The organism is Bradyrhizobium shewense, from assembly GCF_900094605.1.
Classification (GTDB): Bacteria; Pseudomonadota; Alphaproteobacteria; order Rhizobiales; family Xanthobacteraceae; genus Bradyrhizobium; species Bradyrhizobium shewense.
This window is the reverse complement of the sequence record NZ_FMAI01000030.1, coordinates 1-20,327: the sequence shown is the minus strand read 5'-3', so window position 1 is coordinate 20,327 and position 20,327 is coordinate 1. Positions and strand designations below refer to the sequence as shown.

General features: G+C 64.9%; 22 protein-coding genes, 2 pseudogenes and 1 riboswitch. Of the genes and pseudogenes, 8 read left to right on the top strand and 16 right to left on the bottom strand.

From position 1 onward, the window contains the following. Nucleotides 1-126: 126 nt before the first annotated feature. Nucleotides 127-894, bottom strand: coding sequence for an SDR family NAD(P)-dependent oxidoreductase (locus GA0061098_RS36015; protein ID WP_091966131.1), 768 nt, complete (start codon nt 892-894; stop codon nt 127-129). A 111-nt stretch (nt 895-1,005) separates the two neighbouring features. On the opposite strand from GA0061098_RS36015, the gene GA0061098_RS36010 reads away from it, so the two are divergent. After that, a complete protein-coding gene (locus GA0061098_RS36010; protein ID WP_091966130.1) occupies nt 1,006-1,491 on the top strand; it encodes a molecular chaperone DnaJ in 486 nt (161 codons plus the stop codon). A 229-nt stretch (nt 1,492-1,720) separates the two neighbouring features. On the opposite strand, the gene GA0061098_RS36005 is transcribed toward GA0061098_RS36010, so the two are convergent. The 3 genes from GA0061098_RS36005 to GA0061098_RS35995 all read right to left on the bottom strand — a co-directional run bounded on the left by GA0061098_RS36005 (nt 1,721) and on the right by GA0061098_RS35995 (nt 3,005). Continuing rightward, entirely contained in the window at nt 1,721-1,972 is a 252-nt protein-coding gene (locus GA0061098_RS36005) for a hypothetical protein (protein WP_038947729.1), read from the bottom strand. Between the two features lie 237 nt (nt 1,973-2,209). Then, entirely contained in the window at nt 2,210-2,470 is a 261-nt protein-coding gene (locus tag GA0061098_RS45345) for a hypothetical protein (protein WP_165637821.1), read from the bottom strand. Nucleotides 2,471-2,621: 151 nt separating this feature from the next. Next, a complete protein-coding gene (locus tag GA0061098_RS35995; protein ID WP_091966129.1) occupies nt 2,622-3,005 on the bottom strand; it encodes a RidA family protein in 384 nt (127 codons plus the stop codon). Between the two features lie 481 nt (nt 3,006-3,486). Here GA0061098_RS35995 and GA0061098_RS35990 point away from each other — a divergent pair, with 481 nt between their 5' ends. Then, nucleotides 3,487-3,921: a hypothetical protein gene (locus GA0061098_RS35990; RefSeq protein WP_165637820.1), complete on the top strand. Its 435-nt coding sequence runs from the start codon at nt 3,487-3,489 to the stop codon at nt 3,919-3,921. 122 nt (nt 3,922-4,043) lie between these two features. Here the strand turns inward: GA0061098_RS35990 and GA0061098_RS35985 are convergent, their stop codons facing one another. Continuing rightward, on the bottom strand, nt 4,044-4,739 hold the full coding sequence (locus tag GA0061098_RS35985) for a glutathione S-transferase family protein (RefSeq protein ID WP_091966128.1): 696 nt from the start codon (nt 4,737-4,739) through the stop codon (nt 4,044-4,046). A gap of 180 nt (nt 4,740-4,919) precedes the next feature. Here GA0061098_RS35985 and GA0061098_RS35980 point away from each other — a divergent pair, with 180 nt between their 5' ends. After that, complete coding sequence (locus GA0061098_RS35980; RefSeq protein ID WP_091966127.1) at nt 4,920-6,476, top strand: outer membrane protein; 1,557 nt, start codon at nt 4,920-4,922, stop codon at nt 6,474-6,476. Nucleotides 6,477-6,556: 80 nt separating this feature from the next. On the opposite strand, the gene GA0061098_RS35975 is transcribed toward GA0061098_RS35980, so the two are convergent. Next, on the bottom strand, nt 6,557-7,207 hold the full coding sequence (locus GA0061098_RS35975; protein ID WP_091966126.1) for a glutathione S-transferase family protein: 651 nt from the start codon (nt 7,205-7,207) through the stop codon (nt 6,557-6,559). Nucleotides 7,208-7,386: 179 nt separating this feature from the next. Further along, nucleotides 7,387-7,904, bottom strand: a pseudogene (locus GA0061098_RS35970) (mismatch-specific DNA-glycosylase). Here GA0061098_RS35970 and GA0061098_RS47290 point away from each other — a divergent pair. Beyond that, nucleotides 7,788-8,552 (top strand): annotated as a pseudogene (locus GA0061098_RS47290) (DUF4262 domain-containing protein). The pseudogenes GA0061098_RS35970 and GA0061098_RS47290 sit on opposite strands and share 117 nt — an antisense overlap. 105 nt (nt 8,553-8,657) lie before the next feature. Here GA0061098_RS47290 and thiC read toward each other — a convergent pair. The 6 genes from thiC to GA0061098_RS35930 form a co-directional block, all read right to left on the bottom strand. Then, nucleotides 8,658-10,556: a phosphomethylpyrimidine synthase ThiC gene (gene thiC, locus GA0061098_RS35955; protein WP_091966123.1), complete on the bottom strand. Its 1,899-nt coding sequence runs from the start codon at nt 10,554-10,556 to the stop codon at nt 8,658-8,660. A gap of 215 nt (nt 10,557-10,771) precedes the next feature. Beyond that, entirely contained in the window at nt 10,772-11,380 is a 609-nt protein-coding gene (locus GA0061098_RS35950) for a thiamine phosphate synthase (RefSeq protein ID WP_091966122.1), read from the bottom strand. Further along, nucleotides 11,367-12,149, bottom strand: a complete 783-nt coding sequence (locus GA0061098_RS35945; protein WP_091966121.1) for a thiazole synthase — start codon at nt 12,147-12,149, stop codon at nt 11,367-11,369. The genes GA0061098_RS35950 and GA0061098_RS35945 overlap by 14 nt, the downstream gene beginning before the upstream one ends. 172 nt (nt 12,150-12,321) lie before the next feature. After that, nucleotides 12,322-12,519: a sulfur carrier protein ThiS gene (gene thiS / locus GA0061098_RS35940; RefSeq protein ID WP_028145578.1), complete on the bottom strand. Its 198-nt coding sequence runs from the start codon at nt 12,517-12,519 to the stop codon at nt 12,322-12,324. Beyond that, nucleotides 12,510-13,520 carry an FAD-dependent oxidoreductase gene (locus GA0061098_RS35935; protein WP_091966120.1) on the bottom strand — a complete coding sequence of 337 codons (1,011 nt, stop codon included), beginning with the start codon at nt 13,518-13,520 and terminating at the stop codon, nt 12,510-12,512. The genes thiS and GA0061098_RS35935 overlap by 10 nt, the downstream gene beginning before the upstream one ends. Beyond that, a riboswitch (TPP riboswitch) is annotated at nt 13,508-13,636 on the bottom strand. It overlaps the preceding gene by 13 nt. Nucleotides 13,637-13,813: 177 nt before the next feature. Further along, nucleotides 13,814-14,371 (bottom strand): lytic transglycosylase domain-containing protein, encoded by a 558-nt coding sequence (locus tag GA0061098_RS35930; RefSeq protein WP_165637818.1) that lies wholly within the window; start codon nt 14,369-14,371, stop codon nt 13,814-13,816. Nucleotides 14,372-14,614: 243 nt separating this feature from the next. Between GA0061098_RS35930 and GA0061098_RS35925 the strand changes: the two genes are divergently transcribed. Beyond that, nucleotides 14,615-14,830, top strand: a complete 216-nt coding sequence (locus GA0061098_RS35925; protein WP_091966118.1) for a hypothetical protein — start codon at nt 14,615-14,617, stop codon at nt 14,828-14,830. Nucleotide 14,831: 1 nt separating this feature from the next. On the opposite strand, the gene GA0061098_RS35920 is transcribed toward GA0061098_RS35925, so the two are convergent. After that, on the bottom strand, nt 14,832-16,154 hold the full coding sequence (locus GA0061098_RS35920) for an ATP-binding protein (RefSeq protein WP_091966190.1): 1,323 nt from the start codon (nt 16,152-16,154) through the stop codon (nt 14,832-14,834). A gap of 14 nt (nt 16,155-16,168) precedes the next feature. Beyond that, complete coding sequence (locus GA0061098_RS35915; protein WP_091966117.1) at nt 16,169-16,939, bottom strand: response regulator; 771 nt, start codon at nt 16,937-16,939, stop codon at nt 16,169-16,171. A gap of 180 nt (nt 16,940-17,119) precedes the next feature. On the opposite strand from GA0061098_RS35915, the gene GA0061098_RS35910 reads away from it, so the two are divergent. Both GA0061098_RS35910 and GA0061098_RS35905 read left to right on the top strand, forming a co-directional pair. Further along, nucleotides 17,120-17,692: a hypothetical protein gene (locus tag GA0061098_RS35910; RefSeq protein WP_165637817.1), complete on the top strand. Its 573-nt coding sequence runs from the start codon at nt 17,120-17,122 to the stop codon at nt 17,690-17,692. 231 nt (nt 17,693-17,923) lie between these two features. Further along, nucleotides 17,924-18,454: a PRC-barrel domain-containing protein gene (locus GA0061098_RS35905; RefSeq protein ID WP_091966116.1), complete on the top strand. Its 531-nt coding sequence runs from the start codon at nt 17,924-17,926 to the stop codon at nt 18,452-18,454. A gap of 171 nt (nt 18,455-18,625) precedes the next feature. Here the strand turns inward: GA0061098_RS35905 and GA0061098_RS35900 are convergent, their stop codons facing one another. Next, nucleotides 18,626-19,837 (bottom strand): ABC transporter substrate-binding protein, encoded by a 1,212-nt coding sequence (locus GA0061098_RS35900; protein ID WP_091966115.1) that lies wholly within the window; start codon nt 19,835-19,837, stop codon nt 18,626-18,628. Between the two features lie 242 nt (nt 19,838-20,079). Between GA0061098_RS35900 and GA0061098_RS35895 the strand changes: the two genes are divergently transcribed. After that, nucleotides 20,080-20,327, top strand: a 248-nt coding sequence (locus GA0061098_RS35895) for a transposase (RefSeq protein ID WP_129591019.1), incomplete at its 3' end; no start/stop codon positions are given.

Here is a 20,327-nt window from a genome sequence, read left to right as displayed (position 1 = left end):
TTGGCGCCAGATGCATCGTGATGCGGGACTATCTCTTCCACACACGCGGTGTCATCGTCCGGTCCAGTGGCGCAATTGCCTACAAGGCGGACGATGATCCTGTGCGCGGGGATAGTGAGTCGCGCCTCACACCGTCCGGTAGCCGCCGTCCACCATCACGATCGTTCCCGTGACATAGGCCGACAGATCCGACGCGAGGAAGATCGCGGGCCCGACGATATCCTCGGGCTTGCCGGTGCGCGCCAGCGGCGTGTGTTCGACGAAGGCCTGCACCAACGCCGGATTGGTCGCGCGCACATTGGCGTTGATGTTGGTCTCGATGAAGCCCGGCCCGATCGCGTTGACGCGCACGCCTTCCTTGCCGAGCTCGACCGCGAGCGCCTTGGTGAAGCCGAGCACGCCGTGTTTCGAGGTCGTGTAGGCCGCCGAGCTCGGCGTGCGCAGATGCACGAAGGACTGGATCGAGCCGATATTGACGATGCGGCCTTTGCTCGCGCGCAAGGGTGCGAGGAAGGCCTGCGTCATGTTAAAGACGCCGTTGAGGTTGAGCGAGATGATATCGTTCCAGTCCTTCGCCACCGTCTCGGTCTCCGCGGTGAAGGCGTTGCGGCGAGTAATGCCGGCATTGTTGACGAGGATCGAGACCTGCCCGACCTCGCCCGCGACCTGCTTGGCGAGCGCAAAACAGTCCTCGCGCCGGGTCACGTCGAGCGCAAAACTCTCGGCCTTGCCGCCCGCTTTGCGGATCTCCTGGGCGGCCTCCGCGACCGTGTCGGCATTGACGTCGAGCAGCACCACTTGCGCGCCCTCACGGGCGTAGCCCGCCGCGATGGCCCGGCCGATACCGGAGCCGGCGCCGGTGATGACGGCGATGTGGTTTGCGAGCAATGCCATGACATTTTCCTCCCGATTTCGTTTCGAAGTTTCACGAAACGCTAACTCGAAATTAAGGGGTCGGAAACGGCAGCCTTGGCATACTGATCTTCATTGCTAAACGTTGCGCGCATGATGGAACGGCTCGACTCCTGGAAACTCGCCCTCGAACGCCTGCGGTCGGCGCAATCGGCCGATTGGGCCGAGGCGGGCCGGCTCGTGGCCGAGATCGCGCGGATGAGCGTCGATGCCACGCTGCGCCAGGCCGCCGAGCAGGCGCTTCCGGTGCTGCGCCAGGCGGTCGACAATGACGATCACGGCGTCACGCTGGCGGCGCAGCGCCGCATCGGCGTCGTTCTCGAAGTCGTTCATGATCTGACCGCGCCGCGCTTCGGCCGTCGCAACGCCACGCCGAAACAGCTGTCCAGCGAGGATCGCGCCCGCAAGATGCTCGGCCTGCCGCTCGCGGTGCAGCTCACCTGCGAGGACATCAACCAGGCCTATCGCCGCGCCGCCAAGGGCATGCATCCCGACCACGGCGGCAGCACGCAAGCCTTCATCGACCTCGCCGCCGCGCGCGACGTCCTGATCCATCCCGGCGCGCACAAGGACGCGTGAGAACGCCTCGGCTTTTGCGCACGTCGCGATATCCCGTAGGGTGGGCAAAGGCGCAAAGCGCCGTGCCCACCATCTTTCGTCACGAATGGAATTGGTGGGCGCGCTTCCGCCTTCGCTCTTCGAACTACGGCAGTCAAGTCGCTTTGCCCACCCTACGACATCTCGAAAAGGAAACGGGCAAGGACGCATGCCCGCGTCCTTGCCCGCTCTTCGTCCGCCGATCGAAATCTTACCAGGTGCACTGACCGTTCTTCAGCGCGGCATCCTTCACCGCGAGGGCGTCGATGAACGTCGGCACGGTTGCGCTGGCGCGATGATAGCCGGCCGGCCACGGCGTGGTCGGGATGCTCTCGTCCCAGATCTGGCACAGGCCCGTGTCCTGCCAGCGGATCAGGTGATAGCTGGCTTCCGCTGGGCTCGCCGCGACGAAGGCGGTGACGGCAAGACCGGCGGCAGCGCACAGCACGGAAATACGACGCATGATCAGCTCCTCAAATGAATGATGTGATGTGCCTCCCGGCAATGACGGGGAGGGCTGGTGCGGGACGTCTTGGGGATGCGCCCCGGACAAGATGTGAGTAGTTCCGCAAGCCGGTCAGGTTCAAAGCGCGCGGGCGGAAAATGGCTGATTTCGGCCGGAAAACGCGCGGGTCTCACAAAAAGAAGAAGGCGGATCGCTCGCGCGACCCGCCCTCCAAATCCGGTCCGTTGCAAAAGCTCAGAGCGTGCAGCGGCGCTCGGCGCGCATCTTGATCTGGACGTCGGAAGCGGCAGCGAAGGTCGGGAGCGGCTTGCTGACGACCTTGTAGGTCGACACGCCCCACTGGAACGGCTTGTACTTCAGGTCCTCGTTCCAGACCTGGCAGATGCCGGTGTTGTCCCAGCGGATCACGTAATAGCCGACCGCCGCCGAGGCCGGCACGGCAAAGACGGAGGTGGCGATGCCGGCAACGGCACAGAGGGCGAGAACGCGACGCATGAAATATCTCCTTGTGGGGAAGTGGGGCGCAAAAATTCGTGCGGTAAAAGCAGGTCCTTTGCAAGCCGGGGAGCTGCCGTTCACGGACATGTCAGCTGTTCCCCAAGCATTTGGTTCGGCCGCGTGCCCGGCAAGCCACACGCTCAGTAGCTCACTTGGCCAGCGAGACCACCGCCTCGATCTCGATCAGCATCCTCGGGTCGGGCAGGGCCTGCACAACGCAGGTGGTGCGCGCCGGATAGGGCGGCGGGCCGAAGGCGCCGGCATAGAGCGCGTTCATGGCGGCGACGTCGGAGGCGCGCGTCAAGAGCACGTTGACCTTGACGAGGTCGCGGACACCGGCGCCGGCCTCGTCCAGCACGCGCTTGATGTTGACGACGACATTGGCGAACTGCGCCTCGAAACCGTCGGGCAGCGCACCATTGGCGTCGAAGCCCGGAATGCCCGAGACGAACAGGAGATCGCCAACGCGCGTCGCAAAGGACAGCGGCGGCGCTTTCACGTGCGGCGGGGGCGCGAAATGCTGGATCGGCATGGCATCACCTCGAATGTAGGAACGGGCGCGTAGCCCGCATGAGCGTAGCGACATGCGGGAGACTTGCAATCGGGTTGCGGAGACGGGCAAGAACAAAAACGCGAAAACAACCCCATGCACAGTAGAGATCATGTGGAGATCATTGAGTTTCTATAATTCGGTAAAGGCTAAACATTCAAGTTGCGCCGTCGGGCAAAACAGGGGCGGAATGGGATGATGGCGATGCGCGACCTTGTGCCCGAACCTCCGCCGTCATGCCCCGGCTTTGACCGGGGCATCCAGTACGCCGCGGCCTCTCGGCTCAATCACCGCCGCCTCTGGAATACTGGATCGCCCGGTTGAATCCGGGCGATGACGGTTGAGTGCGACTCTGCACCTTGCGTCTCAGGGCAGCCCCATCATGTTGCCGCCGCGATCGATCGGATAGATTCGCTGCGTCTGATTCGAATCCCTCCTTGAAAAATAGCCCCCGGAGACATCCATGAAGATTGCATCCACCTTCCGCGCCGCGCTGGTCGCCATTGCCGCCCTGGCCGGGCTCTCGACCTCGGCGCTGGCCGACGGCGGCACTGTGGTGCTGACGATCTACAAGGCGGGCTGGATCATCGGCGGCTCCGGCGGTTCCGGCGTGCTCAACTTCCGCGGCCGCTCCTATGGGCTGTCCACCGGCGGGCTCGACTACGGTCTCGTCTTCGGCGGTTCCAAGACGGTGCTGCGCGGCCGCGTCTCCAACATCAACCGTCCCTCCGACGTCGCCGGCGTCTATGGCGCCGCCGGTGCGGGCATCGCAGTGGGCCGCGGCGCCCGCGCCATCGTGCTAACCAACCAGAAGGGCGCCGTGCTGGAGCTGTCCGGCACGCAGGTCGGGTTGATGGCGAATGCGGATCTCAGCGGCCTTGCGATCACGATGCGGTAGGGGCGGTTGCGTAGGGTGGGTTAGCCCCTTGGCGTAACCCACCACTTCTGTCACCGCGGAAAGAGAAGAGGTGGGTTACGCTCATCGGCCTGCGCTTCGCGCAGCCGCTGCGCTAACCCACCCTACGATTTCCCGACCATCGCATGAATCCGCTCGCAATGCGCGACGAGATTCTTCTGCGCATCGACGAACGCCTTCAGCGGCGTCGGGATCGGAAAATAATAGATGTTGGCGATGAAGCCGTAGATGCCGGCATCGACGCTCGTTGGCGCCGCGCCGCGCACAAAGCCCGCGGCGGGCACGATCTCCGCCAGCACCTGCAGATCGGCGAGCCCCCGCGCGTACGCCTGCTCCGGCGTGTAGCGGCCGATGCCCTGGTAGTGATAGCGCTGCGCATTATACGCCTTCGCCTTCTCGAACCCTTCCGCATCGATCTGCGGGTGCTGCGCAATGAAGCCGTCGCGGAACGCCGGATAGAAGCGCTCGTCCTTCCAGCGCGAATACGACATCACCCAGTAGAGATCGTCGAGCATGCGCGTGACGAGGAGATTGGTGCGGCGCTGCTCCGGTGAAAGTCCGGCATCGATGGTGAGACGATATTTCGCGATCGCATGCGCGATGATGGTCTCGCTGTCGCCGATGCTCTCGCCGTCGTCGACGACATAAGGCAGCTGCCCGCGCGGTGCGGCCGAGGCATCGAAGATGTGCTCGTGCACGAACTCCACGCTCGCGAGCTTCAAGAAGGCGTAGACCTTGAGACCGTAGCCATTGTTGTCGGCGACGCCGAACAGTTGCGGGTAGGAATAGAGGGTCAGCATGGGCGGGCTCCCTTCCACCCGGAGTCGTATCGCCGCAGTGACACGCTTGCAACAGTCCGGCGCCTTGTGGGCGGTGTCGTTCGATCGGAGGGCGCGAAATATCGCCCGTTCGCAGTATGGATTCGGCCTGAAATTATTGCGCCAGGGCCCGCCATGCGATGTTCATCGACCCGCCGAAACATGCCGGCATTGTCTTGTGGCGGTGCGCTTCTGGTCGGGCTCGCCATTGCAGCACCGGCACGGGCTGCGGATATCGCGGTAAAGCCGCTGACCAAGGCGCCGTCGGTCGCGGTCTCGTCGTGGACCGGTTTCTATGCCGGCCTCGGCCTCGGCTTTCGATCGACCGCCGCCGACCTCACCACCACATCGGTGCTGGAGGACGGCGTTCCCCGTGACATCAGCGATGCCGTCGTCAGTCAGCCGTTCGACGGCCCGGGTCTTCGCGTCAATCCCTATGCCGGCTTCAATTGGCAGGTGGCACCGAGCTGGGTCCTCGGCGTCGAAGGCGATCTCGGTTTTGGTCGCCAGACCACCATCCTCCAGGGCTTTCGCGCCTCGCCGCGGGCCGGCTCGTCCACCTTCCTCGTCGACAGCCTCGCGCTCGAGGCCGGCTGGGATGCCAGCCTGCGCGGCCGCGCCGGCTATCTCCTGACGCCGGCGACACTGGTCTATGTGACGGGCGGACTTGCCTGGCAGCAATTCGACGTCACCTCGGTCTGCGTCGGCGCCACCTGCAACAATGCGCTGCCCGCCGTGGTGTCGAACTCCGCCATCAAGACGGGGTGGACGCTCGGCGGCGGCCTCGAGACCGCGCTATGGGGCAACTGGCTGCTGCGCGCCGACTATCGCTATGCCGATTTCGGAACCACGCCCTTCGCCATCGCACGCACGAGAAGCGGCGCGGGGCCCACGCTGACGGTCGACAATTTCGACACCAGTCTGCGGACCCACACAGCGAGCGTCGGCCTCGCCTACAAGTTCGGCGCTCCCGTCACCGGTGGCGGTTCGCATCCGCTGCAGGCGCAGGCCGCCATGCTGCCGTCCTGGACGGGTGCGTATCTCGGCCTTGGCCTCGGAGCGCGCGCCACGCGCACCGACCTGACGGCGACGTCGGAGACCATTGGCGGCTCTGCGTTCGACCTCGCCAAGCGCGCCAACAACCGCCCGTTGGACAACACCGCGTTTCGCGCCAGCCCCTATGCGGGCTATCTCTGGCAGCTCGCCCCGCAATGGACCGCGGGCGTCGAGGGCGACGTCGGCTTCGCCGACCGCACCACCCTGCGCGAGGGCTTTACCAGCATCCATCTCGCCGACTCCCAGGCACCGGGCGAGAGCCTTTCGATCCGCAGCCGCTGGGACGCATCCTTGCGTGCGCGCGCCGGCTATCTCGTCAACCCCCACACCATGCTCTATGCCACCGCCGGCGCGGCCTGGCAGAATTTCGAGTTGACCTCGACCTGCACCAGCCGCAACTGCAGCGGCTTCTTCGCGCTGTCGTCGCCGATCATCAATTCGTCGACCACGAAGATGGGCTGGACGCTCGGCGGCGGCCTGGAGGCAGTCGTGTGGGGCAATTGGCTCGCGCGCGCCGAATACCGCTACGCCGACTACGGCAGCGCCGGTTTCACTGTCGCACGGTCGAGCGGCCGACCCGAGTTCGATCCGTCCGTCAACACCTACGACGTCGCGATGCGGACGCATCTGGCGACGTTCGCCATGACGTATCGGTTTCAGTGAGGCGGCCGGAGATGCGGATATCGACAGAGGTGGATTACGCTGATGGGACTGCGCTTCGCGCAGCCCGGGGCAAATCCACCCTACGACTGTGATGCAGCCTTGAACACTGCCAATTGCGCATCGAACGCTCGCCTGAACGCCGGCCGCGCTTCACCGCGCGCGACATAGGCGGCGATCCCGGGATATTCGTCGAGCAGGCCAGATGTGTTCAGCCGCCGCAGTACCGTCACCATCATGAGATCGCCGGCGCCGAAGGCGCCGTCGAGCCAGTCGGCATCACTAATGTGGCGGGACAGTTCGCCGAGCCTGACACGGACGCGCTCCTGGAGCATGGGCAGCCGCTCCGCGTACCAGCTCTTGTCGCGCTCAAACAGCATGGCCATGGTGAGCTCGACGATCGGCGGCTCCACCGTGCTCAGCGCGGCGAACATCCACGCGATCGCGCGGACGCGCGCATTGGCGTCCTTCGGGAGCAAGCCATCGTGGCGCTCAGCGATATGCAGCACGATCGCGCCCGACTCGAACAAAGTGAGATCGCCATCCTCATAGGTCGGGATCTGCCCGAACGGATGCCGCGCGCGATGCGTCGGCTCCTTCATCGCCGCGAACGAGACGAGGCGAACGTCGTAAGGTTGCCCGACTTCCTCGAACGCCCAGCGAACCCGCATGTCGCGCGCCTGTCCGCGGCCGCGATCGGGGGAGCTTTCGAAGGCAGTGATGGTGGGGGGCATCTAGAGCTCCGGGTGATTGCGGTTTGGCTTGCAGAGGACGAACGGCTGGTGCGGATTCCGACAGCTGCTTTCTTTCAACCGGTCCCGTAGGGTGGGCAAAGGCGCGCTCTTCGCGCGCTGTGCCCACCATTCTGCTGGACTGGCGAAAGGTGGTGGGCACGGCGCAAGAGCGCCTTTGCCTACCCTACGGCGGCGATCCAAGCCGCAAGCTCGCGCCACGGCTCAATCGTCCAATGCCCGGACGCCGCACCTGACGGCGACGGCAGCACGAAGATCTCCGGCAGGCTCGTATCGCGCGTCTGCCGCCCCAGCGCTATCCCACTCGACGGCCTGCCATAAAACAAGCTCGCCGCCTTCTTGCTCGTGAACGCAATCGTCCGCGGCCGGTAGTTTTCGATCTTCGCCCTGAAGCCTGATACGTCGATCGTCTCCGCCGCGATCTGGTGATCCATCCCGGCGCCCGTCTTGCAGAGATCGGTGAAGCCGATCCCGAGTGCGATCAGCGAAGCAAACTCGCCGGCTGATACCGCCGCGGCGTGATCCCGGCCTCATGGATCGCGCGCCAGAAGCGGTTGCCGGGATGGGCGTAATAGTGCCCGAGCTCGGCCGAGCGCGTCGAGGCGGCGGTGCCGACGAAGACGAGGCGGAGATTGGGACGGAGTTGGTCGGGAAGGCGGTGGGGGATGATGCCGGGCACGTCATTATCCGCAGTATTGTAGCCCGCATGAGCGTCAGCGACATGCGGGGTCACTGTCAATCCCGGATGTCGCTGACGCTCATCCGGGCTACATATCCTAGATGCGAGCTTGTAGGGTGCAGAGCTGAGCAAGACATGCTCACCAACTTCGTCGGGATAAGAATGCAAGATCAGTTCGAGTGGCCGGAGCCCGAGCACGAAGCCGACAAGGCGATCTTGCGCAACGTCCGCAATCACAGCTGTCATATCACAGGCATACCCGATGCCAATCCACCGTTTGCATTTTCAATCGGTTTGCATCTGAACTATGGGCATCCCGAACTCATCATTTTCGGCCAGAGAGCTGAAACCGCTCAGGCCATCATCAACCTTATCCGCGATCGCGTCGCTGCAGGGCATCAATTCGTCGATGGCGATGTCGTCGACGATATGCTGGAGAACGGCTACAAGCTCGGCTTTTTGCAGGTGCCGCTCGGCGTCTAGCCCGAATATCTCGGTACGGCGATCTGGTTTTACCGAAAGTCGCGGCTCCCATGCCCGTGTCTCCAGGTGATCTGGCAAGACGTCAACAGGCGTTTCCCTTGGGAGGCGGATTGCTCATCCGGTGTCAAAGCAGATCAGCCGTTGTTGAAGAAGATGGTTTCTTGAGGAACTGCTGTTCAAAAAAAGGCCGGGCTATTTGCCCGGCCTCTCAACATTCGGATGGATGCCCCGGGTCAAGCCCGGGCATGACGACAAGAGAGTGCGTGCCCCTCACAACACCCGATTGCTCTGCTTCACCTTCTCCGCATCCAGATAAACGCTGCTCCCCATCTCCTTGAACTTCGCGCTCATCTTGGCCATGCCGTCTTCGGCGGTGCCGGCCATCGACATCCCCACGCTGTTGGGATCATTCAGCGTCGCGGCATAATCCCGCACGTCCTGCGTGATCTTCATCGAGCAGAACTTTGGTCCGCACATCGAGCAGAAATGCGCGACCTTGTGGGCTTCCTTCGGCAAGGTCTCGTCGTGGAAGTTCTTGGCCGTATCCGGGTCGAGGCCGAGGTTGAACTGGTCGCTCCAGCGGAAGTCGAACCTCGCGCGGGAGAGGGCGTCGTCGCGCAGTTGCGCGGCGGGGTGGCCCTTGGCGAGATCGCTGGCGTGGGCGGCGATCTTGTAGGTGATGACGCCGACCTTGACGTCGTTGCGATCGGGCAGGCCGAGATGCTCCTTCGGCGTGACGTAGCAGAGCATGGCGCAGCCGAACCAGCCGATCATGGCGGCGCCGATGCCCGAGGTGATGTGGTCATAGCCCGGCGCGATGTCGGTGGTCAGAGGTCCAAGCGTGTAGAACGGGGCTTCGCCGCACTCTTTCAGCTGCTTGTCCATGTTGATCTTGATCTTGTGCATCGGCACGTGGCCGGGGCCTTCGATCATGACCTGGCAGCCCTTGTCCCACGCGATCTTGGTGAGTTCGCCGAGCGTCTCCAGCTCCGCGAACTGCGCGCGGTCGTTGGCGTCCGCGATCGAGCCGGGGCGCAGGCCGTCGCCGAGCGAGAACGAGACGTCATACTTGCGCATGAGGTCGCAGATCTCGTCGAAATGCGTGTAGAGGAAGCTCTCCTTGTGATGCGCCAGGCACCACTTCGCCATGATCGAGCCGCCGCGGCTGACAATGCCGGTGACGCGGCTGGCGGTGAGGTGGATATATTGCAGGCGCACGCCGGCGTGGATGGTGAAATAGTCGACGCCCTGCTCGCACTGCTCGATCAGCGTGTCCTTGTAGAGCTCCCAGGTGAGCGCCACCGGATCGCCGTTGCACTTCTCCAACGCCTGGTAGATCGGCACGGTGCCGATCGGCACCGGCGAGTTGCGCAAGATCCATTCGCGCGTGGTGTGGATGTTGCGCCCCGTGGAGAGGTCCATCACGGTGTCGGCGCCCCAGCGGATCGCCCACACCATCTTCTCGACCTCTTCCTCGACGGACGACGTCACCGCGGAGTTGCCGATATTGGCGTTGATCTTGGTCAGGAAGTTGCGGCCGATGATCATCGGCTCGAGCTCGGAATGGTTGATGTTGGAGGGGATGATGGCGCGGCCGCGCGCGATCTCGTCGCGGACGAACTCCGGCGTGATGAAGGCGGGCACCGATGCGCCGAAGCTCTCGCCGTCGGCGAGGGCTGCTTCCGCGCGCTCGAGCTGCTGCTTGCGGCCGAGGTTTTCGCGGGCGGCGACGTAGATCATCTCCTTGGTGATGATGCCGGCGCGTGCGAATTCGAGTTGGGTGATCTTGTGGCCGTCGAGGCCGCGCAGCGGCTGGTGATAGGCGCTGAACGCGCGCGCGGCCTTGTCGGTGGAGACGCTGCCATTGTCCTCCGGCTTGATCTGGCGGCCCTGATATTCCTCGACGCCGCCGCGCTCCAGCACCCAGGCTTTGCGATTGCGGGCAAGGCCGGCGTTGACGTCGATCGTCACGCTCGGATCGGTGTAGGGGCCCGAGGTGTCGTACACCGGCAGGTTCGGCTCGCCGGCGCCTTCGGACAGAATGATCTCGCGCAGCGGCACGCGCAGATCGGGCGCAGCGTCTGGCGAGGCGAAGATTTTTCGCGAGGAGGGAAGGGGGCCGGTGGTGACGGCGGGGACGGTTTTGTCGGGGTTGGAGCGGATGTTCATGGGATCCTCCGGTTTAATTCTGTTGTGCTGTATTCGATCTCGTCATCCCTGCGCGAGCGCGAAGCGCTCGTCGCTGAGGTGCTCGCGAAGCGAGCCTCGAAGGATGAAAGAGCCGGGCCGTCGCCCTTCGAGGGCCGCTGAAGAAACGGCCACCTCCAGCGACAACGGCTGCGCCGTTGCGCGGGGGTGATGGGATGAAGAGGGGCGGACATGCATCACGCAGCCTCCGTGGACAGGCCGAGCCATTGCCGCACGCGGGCATCGGGGTCGGCGTTTTGCGTGACGTCAGACACCACCGCGATCGAATCCGCGCCCGCCGCAAAGATCTCCGCGGCTTGCTCGAACTTGATGCCGCCGATTGCGACCAGCGGAATGCTGCCGATGCGCTTCTTCCATTCGGTGATCTTCGGAATGCCCTGCGGCTCGAAGCGCATCGATTTGAGCGTGGTGAAGAAGATCGGGCCGAGCGCGACGTAGTCGGGCTTGGCCTCGAGCGCGGTTTCAAGCTCGGCATCATCATGGGTGGAGATGCCGAGCGAGAGGCCCGCCTCGCGGATGGACTTGAGGTCGGCTTCCGCCAGATCCTCCTGGCCGAGATGCAGATATTTCGCGCCGGCGACGACGGCGGCGCGCCAATAGTCGTTCACGACCAGCTTGGCTTGCGTGTCCTTGGTGATCGCCAGCGCGTCGGTGACGATCTGCAGCGCGTCGGCGTCGTTGAGCTCTTTGGCGCGCAGCTGGATAGTGCCGACGCCGAGCTTTGTCAGCCGCTCGACCCATTTGAGGTTGTCGACGACGGGATAAAATCGATCAGGATACGGCATGCCAGAACGGAGTCCCAACGACAGGGGTGGAGGGGGAGGCGAAATCGCGGGCGTTCATCAGCCCGGCTTCATAAGCGGTGCGGCCGGCCTCGACGCCGAGACGGAAGGCGTTCGCCATCGCGACGGGATCGGCGGCTCTTGCGATCGCGGTGTTGAGCAGCACGGCGTCATAGCCGAGCTCCAGCGCCTGCGCGGCGTGGCTGGGAGCGCCCAAGCCAGCGTCGACCACCAGCGTGATGTCGGGCAGGCGCTCGCGCATCAGCCTCAAGGCATCGCGATTGGTGATGCCCTTGGCGCTGCCGATGGGGGCTGCCCACGGCATCACCACCTTGCAGCCGGCGTCGACCAGGCGGTTGGCGACCGAGAGATCCTCAGTGCAATAGGGGAAGACTTCAAAGCCGTCCTTGATCAGGAGGCTTGCCGCTTCGACCAGGCCAACGACGTCGGGCTGCAGCGTGTCGTTGTCGGCGATGACTTCGAGCTTGATCCAGCTCGTGCCGAACAATTCGCGCGCGAGCTTTGCCGTGGTCACGGCTTCGCGCACGCTGCGGCAGCCGGCGGTGTTCGGCAGTACGGTGACGTCGAGCTCGCGGATCAGATTCCAGAACGCGTCCCCGGTCTTGCCGCCGGCGGATTCGCGCCGCAGCGACACCGTGACGATGTTCGAGCCCGAGGCGCGGATCGCGCTCTGCATGATCGCAGGCGAGGGATAGAGCGCGCTGCCGATCAGCAGGCGGGAGGCGAAGGATTTGCCGTAGAAGGTCACCATGTGGGAGGTGTCTCCTTGAATGACGCTGTCAGCCCAGATGTAGCTGTCATCCCCGCGAAGGCGGGGATCCAGTACGCCGCGGCGGTGCGGCTGGAACCGTAAAGCCGCGGTGTACTGGATCGCCCGGTCAAGCCGGGCGATGACAGCGGAGTGTTTGGCGAGAGCATCTCCCTCACCCTCCCTGCCGCGGCGTGATGATCTCGATCTCGTCGCCGGCCTTCAGTGCCGTCTCGGCCCAGCGGCTCTTCGGCACGACGTCGTAGTTCAGCGCGATCGCGAAATGCGTGCCCTCGTAATCGAGCTCCGAGAGCAGCGCGTCGACGCTTCCCGAAGTCACCTCGCGCTGCTCGCCGTTGACGATCAAACGCATTGCATCACCTCGTTGTCGATCTGGCCGCGCTCGACATAGGCAAGCGTCAGCTCGGCGAGCGCCGGCGCGATCAGGAAGCCGTGACGGTAGAGGCCGTTGACGCTGATCCTGCGGCCGCGAATGCCGATGCGCGGCAGATTGTCGGGATAGGCGGGACGAAGCCCGGAGCCGAATTCGACGATGCGGGCTTCGCCGAATGCGGGGTGCACGGCGTAGGCGGCGCCCAAAAGCTCCAGCGCGGAGCGGACGCTGACGCCGGTGTCCTCGGCCTCGATCGAGGTCGCGCCCAGCATGAACAGATTGTCCTCGCGCGGGATCACGTAAAGCGGCCAGCGCGGATGCATCAGCCGCACCGGGCGCGCCAGCTGCACCTCGTCTGTCTCGATCAGGATCATCTCACCCTTGACGCCGCGAAGCTCGCTCTGTTCGTCGCGGGCGCCAAGGCCGCGGCAGTCGATCACGATGCCGTCGAGATCTCCGGCTGCGACGTCGCTGGAGAACTTGATGGTGCCGCCGGCGGCGCGGATGCGATCGTGCAACTGCGGCAGCACGCGGCGCGGCTCGACATGGCCCTCGGCCGGGAAGAACAGCGCGTCGCGGAAGCGGCCCTCCAGCGAGGGTTCGAGCGCGGCGAGGCCTGAGGCATCGAGCCGGCGGTGGTCCTCGGTCATGCGCGCAAAACGCTCGAAATCGTTGCGTTCGCGCGGATGGGCGACGACCAGCGAGCCGTTGAAGGGCGTGTCGGGCAGCTCGCGCCGCCAGAGATCGAGCGAGCGCAGCCCCAGGCGGCTGATGATGGGTTCGGCGACCTCGGCCTCGCAATAGGGGGCGAGCATGCCGCCGGCCCAGTGGCTGGTGGCGTCCGTCATCGCCTCGTCACCGCGCTCGTGCAAGGTCACGGCATGGCCGGCCTGCGCGAACAGCAAGGCTTGCCAGGCTCCGGCGATGCCTGCGCCGATGATGGATACCGGTGAATCCGGTCGCTTGGTCGTTTGCAACATCCCTGTCCCTTCGCCGGCATGACCCGGATCAGGTTCAAAGGGTCACCGCGGTCCTGGGCGTTATTGCCCATTTAGCGGTATCTCAGCTCCTCCTCGGAGCACCCCTCGGAACGGCTCTAATGTAGGACAGTGGGGCGGGGTGGTCAACGCGCTTTGCGGGAACCCTCGTGCCCCGGACGCAGCGCATCACGCAGTGCTGCGCTGCTGAGCCGGGGCCCATGCTGATGCAGGGATGCTGGGTCCGGGCTCTGCGCAGCAACGCTTCGCGTCGCAGCGCGTCCGGGACACGGGAGTTACTTCAGCGCCTGCGCCCGCGCATTGCGGACGCGCTGGGCCAGCTTCTTATGCGGGACGTTGCCGAACATCGGTTGCGGGTTGCCGTTCGGCTCGAGCCGGGGTTGGCCCATATTGCCCATATTGGTATCGCCCATATTGGCGAGCTGCACGGTCTCCTGCCGCTGGCGCTTGGCGGCGTAGTAATAGCCGCCGGCGAAATAACGCACGGCGCGGGCATGGTCGCCATTGGCGGCGCGATAGGCGCCCGCGAGGTATTTCACGGCATAAGTGAGGTTGGTGTTGGGATCGCGCAGGCCGGCGGCGTCGCCGGTGTAGCCGACGCCGCGGGCTGTCGCGAGCTTGATCTGCATCAGCCCGATGGTGCCGCCGCGGCCGACAAGGTGCGGCTGGTAGCGGCTCTCGCGCACGATCACGCGATGCACCAGCGCTTCCGGCACGCCGTTGGCGCGGGCATGCGCCGCGACCATCTCGGCATATTCGGCTTCACCCGCGAATGCGGCCTGCGGCAATGTCAATCCGGCCGCGAGCAGCGCGGCAATGCATAAAATTTTCATCAGATATCCCTGAGGTCCCCTAGAGTGACCTGCGCCCAGTCGTCGTTAGGCCTTCCGAACGCGGCGATGATGTGACCAAACGCCGCCATCGCCCGTTTTTGCAGTGCCGAGCCGCTGTTACGACTCAAAGCTGGCGCAAGAGAGCTTCGGGGGCGGACGACCCCCGCTCGCGGCAGCACGCCTGTCTATTCGCGCGTGCCAGCGAAAGCGAGTAAGAAGACGCTGCAAATCGGGAGAGGTGCCATGACAAATTCAAACATGGCCAGGCTGTATGCCGGCGACATCCCCAGACAGAACCCCTGTGCCCAATGCGGCACGCCGATCCCGCAGCCTGACTGGATCGAGCCGGGCGAGGGGCGCGTCTCCTATCTCTGGAATTGCCACGCCTGCAATTATCGCTTCGAGGCCGTGGCCATCTTCGACGAGACCGCCATCCAGCACCCGCCGCTCGCGGCTTGAGTCAGGCGGCGAGCCGCGGCTGCTGCCAGAGCGGCAATTGCATCCGTACGATTAGTCCATGTGGCGCGCGGTCGTGCAGCGACAGGTCGCCGCCATGGGCGAGCGCGATCGCGCGCGCGATCGACAGGCCGAGCCCGAAGCCGGTGGATTCATCCATGGTGCGCGCATCGTCGCCGCGCACGAATGGCTCCAGCATCTCCTGCTTGCGCGCATCCGAAATGCCGGGGCCGTCGTCCTCGACGTCGATGACGAGCGTGGTGCCCGAGATGTCGAGGCGGATCGTCACCTCGGCGCCGAAGCGCACCGCGTTCTCGACCAGGTTGGTGACGCCGCGATGCAGATCGTCGGGCCGCGCGGCGGCGGTCGCGGACGCCGGCCCGTCATAATGCACGACATAGCCCATGTCGCCGAACTGGTCGGCGACGAGCTGCAGCGTGCTGGCGATGTCGACCAGCGTAACCGCCTCGACCTTGCGGTCGTTGCGCAGCAGCGACAGCACCGATTCCAGCATCGCGCGCATCTGGTCGAGGTCCATCAGCATGCGCTTGCGGTTGCCCTCGTCCTCGATGAATTCGGCGCGCAGGCGCAGCCGCGTGATCGGCGTGCGCAGATCGTGGCTGATCGCGGCGAGCATCCTGGTGCGATCCGACATCAGGCGGGCGATCCGCTCATGCATGCGGTTGAGCGCGCGAGCCACCGAGCGGATCTCTTCCGGGCCGCGCTCCGGCAGCGGCTCCGCCCCGCCATCGAGGCTGAAATTCTCGGCGGCCTTGGCGAAGGACGATAGCGGTGCTGCCAGCGCGCGCGCCGCCCACAGGCCGAGCACGCTGACGCAGATGAAGGCGGTCATCAGCGCCGTCAGCCAGGGGGCGCCCCAGAACCACGGTCGCGGGCCGCCATCGACATGTCCGGCGATCACGGTGCCGTCGGGCAACTCGACGCCGACGCGGGATACTGTGCCGTCCGAGGTCAGCTGGACCGCCCGGTAGCCGCGTCCGAGATGACGGCGTATCCCGCGCAGGTGCTGATTGTTGCTCTCCTCGACCCTCGCGGTGCCGGGCGCGAGCATTTCGATGCCGAGCTTGGGGAACGCGCGCGCGAGATCGGCGACGAGGCGCGGACGCTCGCCGGGCTCGGCCGAGCCAAGCAGCAGCGCGGCATCGGTCAGCTGATGCGCTCCGTCCGGCGGCGTGTCGGGGCGGTCGGGCCGGCTGATCAGGAAGGCGGTGGTGACGACGAGATGGAGCGCGACGGTCGAAGCCAGCACCAGCGCGGCGATCTGCCCGCCGATCCCCTTGAGGTGGAAGAACCCGAACGGCTTCATCGTCGGCGTCCGCTTCAACTGCTCAGGGGCGCCGCAACCGCTTGAGTGCTTGCCGCTTGAGGGCTCGCAGCTTGCGTTCGCGGCGTGAACAGATAGCCGCCGGAGCGCACCGTCTTGATGAGGGTGGGATCGGCCGGATTGGGCTCGATCTTGCGGCGGATGCGGCTGACCAGCACGTCGATGGAGCGCTCGAACGATCCGGTGCTGCGCCCTTGCGTGAGGTCGAGCAGGCTATCGCGCGACAGCACGCGGCCGGGCCGTTCGCAGAACGTGCGCAAGAGATCGAATTCGGCGCTGGTCACCGCGACGCGCGCGCCTTCGGGATTGCGCAATTCGCGCAGCCGCAGGTCGATGTGCCAGCCCTCGAAGGTGAGCGTGGAGGCGCCTTCGATCGAGCTTGCCGCTTGAGCCGCGGCCTGGCGGCGCAGCACGGCGTTGATGCGGGCGAGCAGCTCGCGCGGGTTGAACGGTTTCGGCAGATAGTCGTCCGCGCCCATCTCGAGGCCGACGATGCGGTCGACGTCCTCGCCGCGCGCGGTCAGCATGATGATCGGCGTCTGCGCCTCGGCGCGCACCTTGCGGCACAGGCTGAGGCCGTCCTCGCCCGGCAGCATGACGTCGAGGATGATGAGGTCGACGCGGTGATCGGCCATGGCGCGCGACATCTCGCGGCCGTCGCTCACGGCGGTGACGTTGCAGGCGTTGTTGCGCAGGTACTTCGCAATCAACGTCCGGGTTTCGCGGTCGTCTTCGACGACCAGGATGTTGGGATTGGGAATGGCCATGCGCTTTGTTTGTCCAGGATTCGGGCCAAATGGCGAAGATTTTTGTTTCGGATTGTTTCTGCCGGGCTTCCCGCAACAAACGGCAATCGCGCCGTCGTGAAACGGCAAGGTCTCGTTAAGGCCGTTAACCATAGCGTGGCGTGGTCCGCGACGAAACCCCGCAAAATCCACGGAGCCATCATGACCTCGATTTCGGCGGCCTCAGCCGGCAACCACCAGTCGCCGCTGCAGCGGCTGCAGCAGGAACTGCAATCGGAAGTGTCCGCCGGCACGATCTCGTCGTCGGACCAGTCAGCGCTCTCGACGGCGCTGACCGACATCGACACGGCACTCCAGCAGAACCGGTCGAGCGACCAGTCCAGCGGCACGCGCCCCTCCAAGGACGAGATGAAGTCGAAGATCGACGACCTCATCTCGAACGAGGTGTCGAACGGCACGCTCACCTCGGACCAGGCCGATGAGCTGAAGAACGTGTTTCAGTCCGCCTTCGCGAGCGGTCCGGGCGGGGCGGGCGGCCCCGGCGGTGCAGGCGGACCTCCGCCCGGTCCGCCGCCGGACGACAGCTCTTCGGATTCGGCGTCGTCCACGGACTCGATCAGCAGCACGTCGACTGACGCCACCACGGCCGATATCCTCCAGCAGTTCCTGCAGGCGCTGCAGCAGTCGCAATCGTCGAGCTCGTCCTACGGCGCCAACGGCGGCTCGTCCGGCAATTCCGACTTCTCCGCGCTTCTGATCGACTACAAGAGCTGACCCTGAGCGACGCGGGTCGGCGCGGGCCCTCGCCGCGATCGTGCTTCACCCAGGGCGCATGATCGTCGGCGGGGAACCGTGCGCCGCAAAATGTTCCTGGGTGACGCAGGAACAGTCCCTGCGAGGTTGTCGCGCTCGCGCATCGCGCGACGAAATTGCGGCGCGCACGGAACTGCGTGTGATCAGCGCTGTTTTCTCCACACGAGCTTTTTCTGTGAAGGAGAGGACAACATGCTGACGAAATCAATCGCCGCCGGCCTCGCCGGCACCGCACTGCTTGCGACCGTTGCGTTCGCGCAATCGCCGACCGCCACCACCGACAAGGCGCCGACCGCGGCCACCGCGACGACGGCCACCACGACCGCTTCCGGCGAGTGGCGTACGTCGAAGATGTCGGGCCTGAAGGTCTATAACGAGGCCAACGAGAACATCGGCTCGATCAACGAGTTGCTGATGGACAAGAGCGGCAACGTCAAGATTGCCGTGATCGGCGTCGGCGGCTTCCTCGGCATGGGCGAGCATCTGGTCGCCGTGCCGTACGAGAAGTTGAAGTTCGTTAACGAGGCCGTGGCCTATACCGGCGCCGCGACGAATCCGGGCGCCAAGCCCGCTGCGTCGACCACGACCGGCGCTGCGACCGGCACCGACAGGCCGGCTGCGACCACGACGTCGTCCACCTCGAAGTGGTATCCGGACCACGCCGTGTTCAATGCCAGCAAGGACGAGCTGAAGAACATGCCGGAGTTCAAGTACGCGGAGTAATGCAGCCCGCGTAACTGCCTAAACGAAGCGCGCCTGGTTTTCGCCGGGCGCGCTGTCGTGTCTTCTCGGCACCGTCATTGCGAGGAGCTCTTGCGACGAAGCAATCCAGACTGTTGCCGCGGAGAGATTTTGGGTTGCTTCGCTCCGCTCGCAATGACGGTGAATGTTCGCTCAGTGCGTCACCAGAGGGCAGCCGCCCTTGTCGAGCGGACGGAAGGCCTCGTCGCCGGGCACGGTGGCGATCAGCTTGTAGAGGTCCCACTCGCCCTTGGATTCCTCGGGCTTCTTGACCTCGAACAGATACATGTCGTGGACCATGCGGCCGTCGATGCGGATCTTGCCGTTCTTGGCGAAGAAGTCGTTGACCGGCGTCTTGCGCATCTGCTCCATCACCTTCGGCGCCTCGTCGCTCTTGATGGCGTCGATCGCCTTCAGATAGTGCATGGTCGCCGAGTAGAGCCCGGCCTGGATCATGGTCGGCATGTGGCCGACCTTCTCGTTGAAGCGCTTGGAGAAGGCGCGCGTCTCCTCGTTCATGTCCCAGTAGAAGGCGTCGGTGACGATCAGGCCTTGGGTTGCCTTGATGCCGAGCGAATGCGTGTCGGTAATCTCCTGCAGGAGCGCGATCATCTTCTGGCCGCCCTGGGTCAGGCCGAACTCGGACGCCTGTTTCAGGGCATTCGTGGTGTCGCCGCCCGCATTGGCCAGCGCGACCACCTTGGCCTTGGAGGCCTGGGCCTGGAGCAGGAAGGAGGAGAAGTCCGACGAATTGAGCGGATGGCGGACTTCGCCGAGCACCTTGCCGCCGCTCTCCTTGACGACGTTGGCGGCGTCGCGCTGCAGCGCCATTCCGAAGGCGTAGTCGGCGGTCACGAAGAACCAGCTATCCTCGCCGCGCTTGACCATCGCCTTGCCGGCGACGTTTGATAGCGCATAGGTGTCGTAGGTCCAGTGCACGGTGTTGGGCGAGCAGGCGGTGCCGGTGATGTCGGACGAGCCGCCGCCGGAATTGATGTTGATCTTGTTCTTCTCGCGCGTCAGGGCCGAGACCGGCAACGCCACCGACGACGTCGGAACGTCGAAGATTGCGTCGACCTTGTCGTTGTCGTACCAGTTGCGGGCGATGTTGACGCCGACGTCGGGCTTGTTCTGGTGATCGGCGGCCACCACCGCGACCGGCTTGCCGGCGGCCTTGGCGCCGTAATCGGCGACCGCCATCTCGACGGCGGCGAGCGATCCCTTGCCGGTCGCGTCGGCATAGAGGCTCGACATGTCCGTGAGCACGCCGATCTTGACAACGTCGTCGGAAATCTGCGCCTGCGCCGTGCCGGATGTTGCGGCGAGGGCGAGACCGGCCGCGACGGCGGCGATGAGTTTTTGCATGGTTGTTCTTCTCCCTGTGTGTTGTTGTTTGGGCTTTGTTGCGGGGACTGTTCTAGCGACAATCGGCCACGGCAGCTAAGCGGTGTGCGCCATAGCGGAATGCAAAAAGAGAAGGGGCGGTGTTCCGGGAGAAGGATGAGTATCGCAACGGCACGATGCCCATTGCTGCGCCCTCTCCCCTTGTGGGCCTGTTGCGTAATCCGCCAGTTGTGATTCCCTAGGGCAAAGCCTTGGAGGTATCGATGGCGGTGAAGCGGACAGGACAGCCGAGCTTTGTGGAAGCGCTGATGCCGAAGGGCGCCGGCGCCAATGCGGCGCTGGATCGGTTGGCTGGCCTGGTCAAGTGGTACCGGTTCGAGAAGTTGATCGGCCATTTGCGGGATGAAGGGAGCCCCGGTCGTCCAGGCTATCCGGTGCTTGTGCTGTTTCGCGCGGTGCTGCTGCAGTCGCTCTACGGTCTTTCGGAGCGCGAACTGGAGGAGGCGCTGGG